Raw genomic sequence first — 13,355 nt, 5'->3', positions numbered from 1 at the left:
GCGGGTGCAAACCCGCAAGGTCGTGAAACAGATTGAGACGCCTCGCCCTCCTGACCCCATCATGCGGCGGCCAAGCGCCGACCGCGAAGAGAAGCGTGTGACCCACGGGGCGACACAAGCCGGAGAAACCACAACGAGCAGCTTGACCTAAACGACCCCAATCGGATTCTCAGACGCTTTGCCTTCGCCTGCGCCTGTTCGAAGGTCATGTTGTCGAGGAACACTGCTGTCAGCAGTTGGTCCGCCGCCTTCCTGTGTTCGCGCTGAACCTGCATGTACAGCTCGGCCGCCTGGCGCTGCGAGCGCGAGTTGCCCTTGACGGCCGAGACGATGGTGCTGCGCAGCACCGCCTCGAAGGCGGTGACTTTGATCGGCTTGCCGTTCTCGTTCATGGTCAGCTCCCGCTCGAACTCCGCCAGGACCATCTCGCGGAAATCGGCGATGGGGCGCATCTTACGCCGGCGCCCGTTGGGATTGCCGCTCTGGCCCTTCTGGAACGGCCGACCCGGGCCGCGGCGGCGCGGAGCTGTGGTGCCGGAGGTGTCGGTCTGTGTCGCGGCCTCGGTGGCCTGTGCTGTCTTGCGGGTCATAGCTTGGCTTTCCAGTGTGGAAGTGTCGGGTGTTCGGTGGTGCGCCAGGTGCAATCAGGCCGGCGCCGGATCGCGCCGGCCGGAGGTCACGTAGGAGGGGGACTACGCCGCGCTGCGCAGATGCGTGGGCTGTTCGGCCACTTCGGGCAGCCGCTCGGCCTCGACCTCCTCGAAGATCTGCCCCGTCGCGGAGAGCACGGCCTGGCGCCCCGTCTGTGCCTGCCAACGCCGGATCGCCACGTCGCAGTAGGCCGGCGAGAGCTCCAGCACCCGCGCCACCCGCCCGGTCTTCTCGGCCGCCACCAGCGTCGTGCCCGAGCCCGAGAACGGGTCCAGCACCACCCCACGCCGCTTCGAGCAGTCCTTGATCGCGTCCGCCACCAGGGCCACCGGCTTCACCGTCGGGTGGAGGCTCAGCTCCTCCATCCGTCCGCGCCGGAAGCTGTTCACGCCCGCGTACTGCCAGAGCGTCGTGCGGTTGCGCCCGTGCCGGCCCAGCTCGACGTTGTTCACGTGCGGCGCCTCGCCGTTCTTGAGCACGTGCACGAACTCGCATTGCTGGCGGTACAGAGAGCCCATGCCGCCGTTGCTCTTGGCCCAGACGCAGGTGGTCTTGAGCGAGAGCCCGACCTGGCGAACGGCGGTGAGCAGCTCGAGGGCGTGGGCGGCGTCCATGCAGACGTAGTGGATGGAGCCGTCGCGGGAGTGCGCTCGCGCGAGATCGAGGAAGCGGGCGAGAAAGGCGGTAAACTCGGCCTCGTTCATCTCGCCGGAGGCCATAGCGAAATCGCGATGCTTGGTGGCGCCCAGGCCCGAGACGTGGCCCTCGATCGGCACGTTGTACGGGGGATCAGTGAACACGAGGTCGGCGAGGTCCCCCTGCAACAGGGCGGCGTAGCTCTCAAGCGCGAGGGCGTCGCCGCACAGCAGACGGTGGGGCCCGAGCCGCCAGAGATCGCCCTCTCGGGTCACGGCTGGCTCATCGCCGGGCTCGACCACGGCGTCCTCCGGCCCGGGCGGCTCCGGCGCCTTCTCGCCGGCGGCCTCGAAGGCGAGATCGATCTCGGCGGTGGAGAACGCGGTGAGCTCGAGGCTAAACTCGAGCTCCTGGAGCGCCTTGAGCTCGCCGGCGAGGAGGTCCTGGTTCCAGCCTGCGTTCAGTGCGAGCTTGTTGTCGGCCAGCACGTAGGCGCGTCGCTGGGCGGGCGAGAGGTGGGACAGGCGAAGCGTGGGCACCTGCTGCAGGCCCAGGAGCTTGGCGGCCTCGACGTGGCCGTGTCCGGCGATGATCTCGTGCTCGTCGCTGATCAGGACGGGGTTATTGAACCCGAACTCCTGGATGGAGCTGGCGATCTGCCGGACCTGCTTCTTGGAGTGGGTTCGCGCGTTGCGCGCGTAGGGCCGCAGATCCTCGACGCGGCGCAGCTCGACGCCGTGCTGGAGGCTCGGGGCAGTGGTCGTGGTGGTCTTCGACTTCGACGTGGTTCGCGAGCCCATGAGGGACGCCTTCTCGTGGAGAGAGGTGCCGGTGCGCGGATCGCTGTGAGAGACGAGCGAGCGCCAGCACCCCTCGGGATTGCTCCTGAGGGTTGGTGCTGCCGTCGGTTCGCCCCGTCCTGTCCGGGCATATGGGCGTCGCGCGGTCGGAGCCGGCTAGCCTCTGCGGGTCGTGCGATCCTCAGATCTCCCTCCGGCGGGGAGCTCTTGGCAACGGTGCAGCACCTGCTCGCGGATTGGATTTTGCGTCAGCTCTGTTCCGAGGGCACCGCCCTGTGAGTCGCTTGCTGATCGCACTGCCGTCGCGCCGGCCCGCTGCACGCGAGGTGTGTGGCGGAGGTTGAGCCGCAAGGGAAGGGGTCGTGTTCGTGCTTTGTTCGAGTGCAAAGATCGTTTGGAGGCGTGTCGCAAATGTGCACCACGCCCGCACCCGGCGGCCGGGCTGCACCACCTACGGAGCTTGGATCAATGCCACCGGGATTGCGGCTCGTCACGTTGCAGCGGACCTCTCGAAAGCCCGCTGACCTCCGACCCTCACCCCTTTCGCATAAGCGGCGCATACGGAACGCACTCAACCATAAGGTGGTGGACACTGTCGTGATCGCCAATTGGCTGGCGAATCAGGCGTTGGAGGCGTTCGTTCAAGTCCAGGCTGCGGTCACGCCTGCCCCATCAGCGATCTAACGGCGAAAGGGGTCCAGTTTTCCGTGACGCCAAGGGTCCAGTTCCGGATGTCGCTTGAAAGGTGGAGTAAGGTGGCGTTGTTCCGCTGAGGAATGCCCCACCCTGGACGGCCATCCAGGGTGGGGCGGCCGGTCGACGGATCGTCGGCACCCCAGCCTTGTGGGCTGCTGCTGAGCCTGATCGCGACCGGCCTTCGTCCTCGGACCCGGATGGTTGCCGGAACCCAGGGTTCGCTTCGCAAGGCAGGGTCGACGACGATGGCACACGCTACCACACCCAGCGCCAGTCTCGATATCGGCAAGGACAGCCTCGATCTCGCCCTCACCGGCCAGCCCGCCTCCTGGCGCTTCGCCAACACCCCGGACGGCCACGCCGCCCTGATCACGCACTTGGCCGAGCACGCGGTCCGCCGCATCGGCCTGGAGGCTTCCGGCGGCTATGAGCGCGCCGTCTGCGCGGTTCTGCACCGGGCCGGCTTCGACCTGGTGCTGTTCCAGCCCCGGCAAGTGCGCGCCTATGCCACCGATCGCCTGCGCCGGGCCAAGACCGACCGGCTCGACGCCCACCTGATCGCCGCCTGCACCGCCGCGCACGAGGGGCCGGTGCGCACCCCGCCCGACCCGCGCCTGGCGGCTCTGGCCGAGCCGCTGCGCCTGCTGCAGCAGATCGAGCTCGATCTGGCCCGCCTCAAGACCCGCCGTGCGGCCTCCCGTGACGCGGCCATCCAGGCGCGGCTGGCCGAGGAGATCGCCCGCCTGCGGGTATGGCGAGCCCAGGCGTTCACGGAGCTGCTGGCGCGGCTGCGGGCGGAGCCGGACCTGGCGGCGCGCCTGGAGCTGGTGCTGAGCATCCCGGGCCTGGGCGCCCGCACGGCGGTGACGCTGCTGGTGAGCCTGCCGGAGCTGGGCCGCCTGAGCCGGGCGCAGGCGGCCAGCCTGGCCGGGCTGGCGCCGTTCGACCACTCCTCGGGCAAGCACCAGGGCGCGCGGCGGATCGCCGGCGGGCGCGCGGGGGTGCGCACGGCGCTCTACGCGGCGGCCCTGCCGGCGGCCTGGCGCTGGAACCCGGCCCTGGTGGCCTGCGCGCGCAAGCTGCTGATCTATGCCAACACGGTGCTGGCGCGCGGCACCCCCTGGCGGCACACGCCCGAGCCGGAGGCGGCCGCCTGAGCGCCGCTGCGCCGCAGCCCTCAGACGAGCAGGCCAAGCCTGCGGCGCCTGCTGCTGGGGGCGGCTGCGGGCAAGGCGCAGCCTTGTCCCCGCCGTCCCCAGCCGCGCCCCATCCCGCTGGCCACAAAATTTCCCTCAGCCCTCAAGCTAATGGTTGCTCAGCATGAGGGCTGCTGAGGGCTCCACGCACGTCATCCGGGATCGGCCAGGTCCACCGCCCGGCTCTCCCGGTGCCCTCCCGGCCGCGGCCCCTACCCGCCGCGGCCGTAGACGTCCTCGATGCGGACGATATCGTCCTCGCCGGTGTAGCTGCCGACCTGGACCTCGATCAGCTCCAGCGGGATCTTGCCGGGATTGACCAGGCGGTGCACGCAGCCGATCGGCAGGTAGATCGCCTCGTTCTCGTGCACCAGCGTCACCCGCTCGTCCACCGTCACCTCCGCCGTGCCGCGCACCACCACCCAGTGCTCCGCCCGGTGATAGTGCTTCTGCAGCGACAGCCGCCCGCCCGGCTTGACGGTGATCCGCTTCACCTGGAAGCGCTGGCCGAGGTCGATGCGCTGGTAGGAGCCCCAGGGCCGGTACATCAGCCGGTGCGCGTCCGCTTCCGGCTCGCCGCGGGCGCGCAGGTCTTCCACCAGCGCCTTCACCGCCCCGCCCCCGTCCCGCGTCGTCACCAGCACGGCATCCGGCGTCGTCACCACCACCACGTCCTCGAGCCCGACCACCGCCGTCAGGACGTCGCCGGCGCTGTGCACGAGGCTGTTGCGGGTCTCCCGCACCGCCACCCGGCCGCGCAGGGCGTTCCCGGCCGCGTCCCGGGCCGACACCTCCCACAGCGCCCCCCAGGTGCCGATGTCCGACCACGGGAAGCGCACCGGCAGCACGCCCGAGCGGCGGGTCTGCTCCATCACCGCGTAGTCGATCGAGATCTGCGGCGCGCGCGCGAAGGCGGCCGGATCGAGGCGCACGAAGTCGAGATCGCGGCTGGCTTGGTCGAGGGCGTGCTCCGCGGCCTCCAGCACGGCCGGGGCGTGGGCGCGCAGCTCGTCGAGCATCACGTCGGCCCGGAACAGGAAGTAGCCGCTGTTCCACAGCGCGCCCTCGGCGATCAGGCCGGCCGCGCGGGCGGCGTCCGGCTTCTCCAGGAAGCGCGCGACGGCGTAGGCCCCCTCCGCCCCGGCCCGGCCCGGCAGCGGATCCCCGGGCTGGATGTAGCCGTAGGCGGTGGCGGGGCCGGTCGGCGTGATGCCGAGCGTCATGATGTGGCCGTCGCGGGCCGCGACCGCGGCGGTGCGGGCCGCCGCCACGAAGGCCTCCGTGTCGCCCACCACGTGGTCGGCCGCCAGGATCAGCACCAGAGCCTCGCGGTCGGACCGCGCGGCGTAGAGCGCCGCCACCGCGACGGCGGCGGCCGAGTCGCGGCGCTGCGGCTCGAGCAGGATGTCCGCCCTGACGCCCACCGCCGCGAGCTGCTCGCCCACGATGAAGCGCGCGTCCTGCGCCGTGATGACGGTCGGGCGCGCGAAGACGCCCGCATCCGCCAAGCGCAGGGCGGTGGCCTGGAAGGACGACCGGTCCGTCTCCGCGAGCGGGATGAACTGCTTGGGGTGACACTCGCGCGAGGCGGGCCACAGCCGGGTGCCCGATCCACCGCACAGGATCACGGGATGGATGAGATCGCCCATGGTGTCTCCATCGTCTCGGGTTGGTGGATCGGCCGGCTTCCCCGAGAAAGGAGCGGTCCAGCCGGATCGGGAGCGCGTCCCTGCGTGGCCCGCTCGGACAGGCAACTCTGCCATCCGCACAACATCGAGCGCTTCAATCGGCTTAAAGACGCGATTGCGCGCTCGTAAGCCCTTCCCGCCGGGCGAACACAAAGCGTGGCCTCTGGGCTCCGTGCGAGACAGCCGGAAGCGAGATCAGGCGTGGGCAGCGGCAGGTTCACAGGCGAGAGCGCCAAAGACGGCTGCCGCCACTTCGCCGAGATCGGCAATCGAGAGCGATGCACTGGTGGGAAGCCACAGCGCGGTCCCGCTCAGCCATCGGGCGACCGGGTAGTGCCCTTGCGCGAAGGCCCGGAACGCCGGCTGATCAGGAACGGCCGGCCAGATCGCGCGCGCATCGATCCCCGCGGCCGCGCAGGCGTCCAGGATCTCGGTGCGGCGCTCGGAGGCGATCGTGTAGAGCCACGTCGCCTCCTCGGCCCAGTCCGCCACGGGCCGGCGCGTCACCGGCGTGCCCGCGAGCGCCGCATCGTAGAACCGCGCGACCTCCGCGCGCGCTGCGATCAACTCGTCCCATCGCTCCGTCTGGGCGAGGCCGACCGCCGCCACGAGGTTGGACATGCGGTGATTGTGACCCGGGACTTCGTGCCAGTATCGGAGTGCGGGACTCATCCCGAAATTTCCAAGGCAGCGCGCGCGCTCGGCGAGGAGCGGATCGTTGGTCGCCACGCAGCCTCCCTCGCCCGTCGCGATCACCTTGTTCGCGTGAAAGCTCAGGATCGCGATGTCCCCCAGAGATCCGACCGGGCGGCCTTTGTAGCGGGCACCGGCGGCCTCGGCGGCATCCTCGATGATCGGCAGGTCCAGCGCTGCGAGAGCGTCGTAGTCGGACGGATGCCCGAAGACGTCGACGGCGATGATGGCCTTCGTGCGCCGGGTGCGATGGCGTCGGGCCTCGACCGGGTCGATGGTCCATGTCGCTTCGCTCACGTCGACGAGGATGGGCGTTGCTCCGACGAGAAGCACGGCCGCAACAGGCGACGCGAAGGTCAGCGCCGGGACGAGCACCTCGTCGCCCGGCCCGACCGCGAGCGCACGCAACGCAAGTTCGAGTGCGCAGGTTCCGGATGAGGTTGCCACCACATGAGCGACCTCGAGACGGCTGGCGAGCGCAGCCTCGAAGGCCCGCACCGCTGGCCCGGCCGACGAGATCATCGAACTCTCCATCGCTTCGCGTACGTAGAGATGTTCGCGCTCGCTCAGGCTGACCGTCGACAGCGGTACTCGAATGGCCATATCTGGTTCTCCTGTCCAAGACTGCGGCACACCCTGTCGAAGATTATGGGCAAAGCGCGATCGAAATCGACAGTCCACCAGTAACCCATGGCCTCAATCTTTTCAGAAGACACCCTGTAATCACGCTGATCTGGATCGAAATTTTGTGCGTCCATATTGATTTCAAAAGGAACGAAACGGCGGATGCTCTCGGCAAGCTGGAGCTTGGTCAGAGCCGGGGCGGTACACGCGACGTTGAAGATCGAGCCGCTCAAGCGCGGGAACTGCTCCAGGCTGAACAACAGGGCCCTTGCCGCATCATGAACGTGCAGCAGCGGGCGGTAGGCCCCAGGATCGAAAAGATCGAGACGCTCCCCTCGCGCGGCGAGCCGCAGGAAGGTGTGCAGCAACAAATCCCATCGGAACCGCGGCGAGACGCCGTAGAGGGTGACGAAGCGCAGAGCGACTCCGCCCCGTTCCGTCACCAGACGCTCCGCAACGGCTTTGGTCTCCGCGTAGAGCGAGAGGGGGGAAGTCGGTTCCTCCTCCGTGCAGATCGCCGCGCGGACCCGTCCGTACACGCTGCAGGTGCTGGCCACGACGAGCGGGATGTCCCTGGGGGCTGCCGCGACGAGAGAGCGTGTGCCGTCGATGTTGAGCCGCCGCGCCTGCTCGGGATCCGCGTCGCACGCGGGCGCCCCGACGAGGGCAGCGAGGTGAACGATGCCATCGCAGCTTCTGGCGAGCCTAGCGACCAGATCGCCGTCCAGCACCGAGCCAACCACGGCTTCGATATTCGTCGCGTTGGGCTCCGGGAAGTCGAGCAGGGCCGGAAGTTCGTGGGCATGCGGGTCGAGACAGACCGCCTCGTGACCCTGGTGGAGCAGATGGGTGATCAAGCTCGTTCCGATGTAACCCGCGCCACCTGTGATCAATACGCGCATCCCATGCCTCCTCATCACGGCGCCTCTGCTGCCGAAAAGCTCCTTGAGCGATCAGGGATGCTCGACACCCGCAGTGTCGTGCGCCGCGGCGGTCGTGGCGCGATCATCCGACTCCCTACAATGAACTCGACCAACTTCGTGTCGGCAGATCCATGAGCGCAAACATTGCTAGCGCCAAATGGCTCGCCGGCCATGATTTCATTTGGCGCATATACAAGGGTCTCGCAGTCGCATCGGCTGCTCGCGAAACGTCATGCTGGCGAATTGCGCCTAAGTCTACATGCCTTCAGTGAAGGCTTCTGTCTACCGAAGAGCTTTGGCTCGGCCCAGGTCGAATGTCAGGATTTTCCGTACAGAGCTCGAAAGCGACTGAGATGACATTTGTTGGCCGGACGGCGATGGCCAGCCGGTCGTGTATTCGGTCGGCTGGCCCTGGCCGCCGCTCGATGATGCGGCGCAGGGTTGGCCATGAGGCGTCCGGTCGCGAGGTCCCTCAGGCCGATCACATTGCCCCGCCACCGTCCGCGCGATCGACGAACGGTCCCGGCCGCGGCGGCCGCGCGAGGTTGCCGTCATGCTCCCTCCAAACTGCAACGGTGAGCGGGCGAGCGACGGATCGCCCCCGCGATCAATGAAGATCGGATTGGCGATCCGTGAGTGGCCGAGTCGCGTTCCGGATTTTGCCGCCCGGTCTTCGTACCGAGATGCGCGCTGCGAAGCGCGCCCGCACGCACACAATCCATGCTGCCGCGGATCATCTGTGGTCCTGCCTGGAGCATTTTCCGACGACGAGGATGCCGGTTCGTCGCAGACAACGCGGCAAGCTCAAACGCCTGGAGCCGAAGCCGGTCCACTCTGACTGGCTTCTGCTCTAGTAGACCCCACGCGAGCTGATCACGGCCGGGATGGTCCGCAAGATGATCCGAATGTCCTGCATCAGGGACCATGTCCGGACGTAGGCTCGATCCAGCTTCACCCGCTGCTCGTAGCTGACGTCATTCCGTCCGCTGCATTGCCACAAGCCGGTCAGGCCCGGCCTGACGGATTTGTAGTCGGCGAAAGCGGCACCATAGCGCGGAATTTCTTCGGCCACGATGGGGCGTGGACCGACAAGGCTCATCTCGCCGCGAAGGATGTTGATGAGTTGGGGAAGCTCGTCGAGACTGGTCTCGCGCAAGACGCGCCCGAGCGGGGTCACGCGGGGATCGCGCGTGAGCTTGCGCCGGGCGTGCCATTCGCACAGAGCGGCTGGGTCCTCGGCGAGATGGCGCGTCAGAACCTCGTCCGCGTTCACCACCATGGTGCGAAACTTCAGGCACGCAAAGCGGGCGCCGTTGCGGCCAATGCGCTGGTGCCGGATGAGGATCGGTCGCCCTTCCAGGATCAGGATGGCCAGGGCGGTCATCGCGAGCAGGACGCTCAACAGGACCAGGGCGAGCGTCGCCGCCACGACGTCGACCGCCCGTTTCAGGCGGTGAGCCGCAGGCGTGGCCGCGGAGCGCGGCAGCCCCGCCGCTTCGACAGCCGAAGACTCGGGCATGCTTTTCATGAGCAGACAGTCCTCCACGCCGAATGGCCGGTACCCCCCGCCCGGCAGAGCCCGAGGCCTGATCCGAAACGAGCCGCGCAGCCGGCCGGACCGGCGCTGCGGTTCAGGTGTTGGTTTCCCGGTCGGGCAGGCTTCACGCGCTGTGTTGTGCGTTAGCAACAAATTAACTATCAAAGGGGGAGATTGTTGCCCAGCCTATTTCGGGGTTCTTGGTGTAAGGTTAGATTGGTCAATCTGTCGGGGTTTTCCTGACGGCGTCGGAAGATGGGCAGCGGACGAAGGCGAAGTCTGCTCCTGTGCGGAGCGCCGATCGAATGGCCCTTGGACGGTAGCGAGCAGGACGTCGCCCGAAGGGTTGGCCAAGGCCGGCGGTGGGGTCACGAGACGGCGCAGCCGCTTCCGCACCGGATTGCGCAGGGATGATGCCGGACGGCGGTCGGGTGCGAAGCCGCCCGGCCACGCGAAGAACGACCAAGAGGCGGCCACGCGCTGCTACGAGCGCCTCGTCGCTCCCGCTTCCGAAAAACCCCTTCCGTCGCTCGAGAGCGCCTTGTCGATCGCACGACGATAGAGGGCATCGTACTCTTGGCGCACGCGGTGGATCGTAAGCTTTCCGGCTGCCGTGAGGGCTTGGCTGCGCCGGCTGGCCATCTCGGCGGGATCCGACATCAGCCGGCTCAGCGCGGCGGCGAGGGCGTCGGGCCGGCCGGGCGGCACGAGCACGCCATGGGCGCCGCCGCCGAGAAGCTCGGGCGTGCCGCCGACCGCGGTCGCGACCGTTGCGCACCCGGCGAACAGCGCCTCCGCCAAGGCGAGGCTGCACGGATCGGCGTAGGAGGCCAGCACGAAGATGTCGGTCTGCCGCAGGATCGCTTTCGGCCGCGGGATGCTCCCGAGGAACCGGACCTTGCCATCCAATCCCAGCTCGCTCGCCAACTGCTCTAGATCCTCCCTGTCGGGGCCTTCGCCCACGATGTTCAGCGTCCAGTCCGCGCTGGTCGCGCAGGCTTCCTTGAAGGCCCTGAGAAGATCAGGAACGCCTTTCCTCCGATGGAGGCCACAAACCGTGGCGATGCAGGGGCGCCGAACGTCGGGAGCGGACGGCATCTCCTCCAACCACTCTTCGCGTGGAGACAGATTCGGCCCGTTGAGGACGACCTCGACCCGGTCGGCCTTGAACCCGCGGGCGATAAGCGAGCGCCGCTCGGCTTCGCTCACGGCCACCACGCGGTCGCCGAGCCGCATCAACAAGGAATGCGGATCGAAAGAATTGTGAACGGTTGTGATAAGTGTTGTTCTGTACAGCCGTGAGGCAATATAGCCAATAGCCGCGCCGGTCATCATGTGTGCGTGCAGGATGTCCGGTCTAAATCTCTGACATAAGCGAATCAGCTTAAGCAGGTTGAGGGCTATGACGGCCGGATTGTGAGATTTTTGGGTAATATGGACGACTTTAACGCCCTTTGATTTGAGCAGACCTTCGTAGTCGCCGCCCGCGCTCGCATAGACCACGTCGCAACCGTTCTCGGCTTGCGCGCAGGCCAAGTCGATCGCGACGTGTGCGTTGCCGTGCCCATGATTGCAATGGTTGAGAATGTGGATGATGCGCACGGCCGGCTCCTGCACCGCGAGAGTTTCTCTCATGCGAAATCCGATAGATCGCTCGGCGACGTGGATTTCGGCTTCGCTCAAGTACCGCGCGGGTTTTCGATCGGTCTTCCGAATGGGTCATGCGGAAAACGTATCAAATTGAGCCTCGCGGTCATGAGAATTGCTTGTCCGTTCCGAAATATGCCCGCTCCGGACTCACTTCATCGCCCCGATATTGCTCGACAGGCCCGTCCTTGGAGGGAGTTCGCGTCCGGCGAGGGCAGCGGAGAGGGCGCCCTCGAGGAGGAGCGATGAGGCCACCGAGAGGTGGTTCGAGTCGCGGTAGCTCGACCGGCCGCCATCGGTGATCGGGCACGACAGTCCTTCGCATAAGATCAAAGACGGATCGACGACCTCCGCGCCGTATTCCCGGGCCACTTCCTCGAGCAGGAAACGCGCGTGGCCGAAGGCCTGCCGGTAGCCCTCCTGGGAGAGGCGCTCGCCTCCCGTCCAGCCCAGCGCCGCCGCGCGTGCGACGTAGGGTGCGACCGCCTTGCTGAAGGTGGGGAAGGGCAGGATGATCACGATGCGCTTGCCGGTGCGACGGATTGGGCCGAGCGACGCGCCGAAAGCCTCCCGAAACAGCCGAAGCCTCTCCTCGAGCGACCGCGTCGATGTGCAGGCCCCCGGCCAGGAGCAGAGATTGTTGTCGCCGTGACGGGCGGACCATCCGTCGATCCATCCCGTCCAGGACGCGCCAAGCACGACGGTCTCCACATCCGCCTCGAGCGCGCGCTGCAGGACAGAACGGTTGAACTCTCCGCAATGAAAGCCGGGCGTGCGCGAGTTCAAGCCGAGCAGGGGAGGGCAGCCCCCATAGGTCGCCATGATCACCTGCCGGCCGCCGGGCGGGTCGGCGGCGTTCCATCTCTGAAAGACCGGGTAGAGTTGCTCCAGGTTGGAGTCGCCCCAGGCGAGGATGAGCCCTCGTTTCGGCAGGTCGGGTGGGCTGTTCGCGCCCGCCCATGACATTGCGGAGACGCCGGGCCGGCAGTACCGGATCGGACCACCCGCCGCGAAAGCACTGAGCGAATAGTTGCCGCAGGCCGCCGGGTAGGGCCATTCACCGGCGATCGCCTCGTTGTCGGCGATGAACTGGCGCCTCCCAGGCTCGAACCGCTGCGGGAGGCCACCGCTCGCGAAGAGGCCGAGACCGAGGGCGCAGACCAGGGACGAGGCCGCTCCGCCCCCAACGAAGACCACGCTGTGCCTCGCCTTGGCGTACGACCTGCGGAAGGGAACCTCCACCCAGCGCCAGGACGCGGCGCCGACAGCGAACGAGGCCGCGATGAGAGTCACCTGTGCGCCGGGTTTGAATTCCTCCTGCGTCACGTAGCGGTAGAAAGCAAAGATGGGATGGTGCCACAGATAGAGCGAGTAGGAAATCTTGCCGATGAAGACCAGACCCGCGGCGGAGAGCAGGCGGTTGATCGGGGAGCCGGCCCTGGCACTGCCGACTATGACGAGCGCCGCGCCGAGGGTCGGCACCACGGCGGCGAGGCCGGGAAACCGCGTCTCGCTGTCATAGCGCAGGATTGGCCAGACGATCATGGCGAGGCCGACGAGGCCGAGCGCGTTGGGCGCCAGCGACGGAGGGCGGCCGGACCGCATGAAGATCGCCGTCATGCTTCCGACCAGCAATTCCCAGGCGCGCGTCGGAACGAGGTAGAAAGCCGCTTTCGGCGAGGCCAGAACCGCGACGAACGACAGAAGCGCCGAGCCGACCAGCACGACTCCGATTACGGCCGTCCTCCGCGGCGGGGACAGGCGCGTCAGGGCCAGCACGAAGACGGGGAAGACGAGGTAGAACTGCTCCTCGACACCGAGGCTCCAGGTGTGCAGCAGCGGCTTCTCGGCCGAGTCGGTGTCGAAGTAACCGGCCGAGCGCCAGAACGCCACGTTCGACAGGGAGAGCGCGGCCGCAACGGCGCTCAGACCGAGGCTGCGCAGATCGCCCGGGGTCAGGATCAATGCCCCGACCACCATCGTCACCGTCGTCATGACCGCGAAGGCGGGCAGAATCCGTGTGATCCGGCGATGATAGAAGGCCGCCAGCGAGAATTGGCCCGCATCGATCTCGCGAAGAATGATCTCCGTGATCAAGAAGCCCGAAATGACGAAGAAGACGTCGACGCCGACGTATCCGCCCGATGCCGCGCCGATCTCGGCATGGCACAGGACGACCGCCAGGACTGCGATTCCGCGCAGCCCGTCGATATCGGGGCGATAACTCATGGCAGACATACACGACGCCCTTGCGCAAGGGGAGG

The 13,355-nt window shown here is 67.6% G+C and carries 9 protein-coding genes; 1 reads left to right on the top strand and 8 read right to left on the bottom strand.

Annotation, left to right across the window (positions count from 1 at the left end; translation table 11 throughout):
- Positions 1-59 precede the first annotated feature (59 nt).
- Positions 60-590, bottom strand: coding sequence for a DUF5681 domain-containing protein (locus tag MNOD_RS04250; protein WP_015927606.1), 531 nt, complete (start codon positions 588-590; stop codon positions 60-62).
- Between the two features lie 102 nt (positions 591-692).
- The gene (locus MNOD_RS04245) at positions 693-2,087 is read right to left on the bottom strand and encodes a site-specific DNA-methyltransferase (protein ID WP_015927605.1); all 1,395 of its coding nucleotides are present in this window, start codon (positions 2,085-2,087) and stop codon (positions 693-695) included.
- Positions 2,088-3,028: 941 nt separating this feature from the next.
- Here MNOD_RS04245 and MNOD_RS04240 point away from each other — a divergent pair.
- Positions 3,029-3,940 carry an IS110 family transposase gene (locus MNOD_RS04240; protein WP_015927603.1) on the top strand — a complete coding sequence of 304 codons (912 nt, stop codon included), beginning with the start codon at positions 3,029-3,031 and terminating at the stop codon, positions 3,938-3,940.
- Positions 3,941-4,191: 251 nt separating this feature from the next.
- On the opposite strand, the gene MNOD_RS04235 is transcribed toward MNOD_RS04240, so the two are convergent.
- From MNOD_RS04235 to MNOD_RS41230, 6 genes are all read right to left on the bottom strand, one after another.
- Positions 4,192-5,628 carry a mannose-1-phosphate guanylyltransferase/mannose-6-phosphate isomerase gene (locus tag MNOD_RS04235; protein WP_015927602.1) on the bottom strand — a complete coding sequence of 479 codons (1,437 nt, stop codon included), beginning with the start codon at positions 5,626-5,628 and terminating at the stop codon, positions 4,192-4,194.
- 234 nt (positions 5,629-5,862) lie between these two features.
- Positions 5,863-6,963, bottom strand: coding sequence for a DegT/DnrJ/EryC1/StrS family aminotransferase (locus tag MNOD_RS04230; protein WP_015927601.1), 1,101 nt, complete (start codon positions 6,961-6,963; stop codon positions 5,863-5,865).
- Positions 6,927-7,886 (bottom strand): NAD-dependent epimerase/dehydratase family protein, encoded by a 960-nt coding sequence (locus MNOD_RS04225; protein ID WP_015927600.1) that lies wholly within the window; start codon positions 7,884-7,886, stop codon positions 6,927-6,929. Before MNOD_RS04225 ends, MNOD_RS04230 begins: the two co-directional genes overlap by 37 nt.
- Positions 7,887-8,757: 871 nt before the next feature.
- On the bottom strand, positions 8,758-9,435 hold the full coding sequence (locus MNOD_RS04220) for a sugar transferase (protein WP_015927585.1): 678 nt from the start codon (positions 9,433-9,435) through the stop codon (positions 8,758-8,760).
- 492 nt (positions 9,436-9,927) lie between these two features.
- Positions 9,928-11,127 carry a glycosyltransferase family 4 protein gene (locus tag MNOD_RS04215; protein WP_157091377.1) on the bottom strand — a complete coding sequence of 400 codons (1,200 nt, stop codon included), beginning with the start codon at positions 11,125-11,127 and terminating at the stop codon, positions 9,928-9,930.
- A 114-nt stretch (positions 11,128-11,241) separates the two neighbouring features.
- A complete protein-coding gene (locus MNOD_RS41230) occupies positions 11,242-13,329 on the bottom strand; it encodes an acyltransferase family protein (RefSeq protein WP_015927598.1) in 2,088 nt (695 codons plus the stop codon).
- Between the last annotated feature and the right edge of the window lie 26 nt (positions 13,330-13,355).

It is taken from the genome of Methylobacterium nodulans ORS 2060 (assembly GCF_000022085.1).
GTDB lineage: Bacteria > Pseudomonadota > Alphaproteobacteria > Rhizobiales > Beijerinckiaceae > Methylobacterium > Methylobacterium nodulans.
The sequence above is the reverse complement of the archived record's forward strand: the minus strand, read 5'-3'. Positions and strand labels throughout refer to the sequence as shown.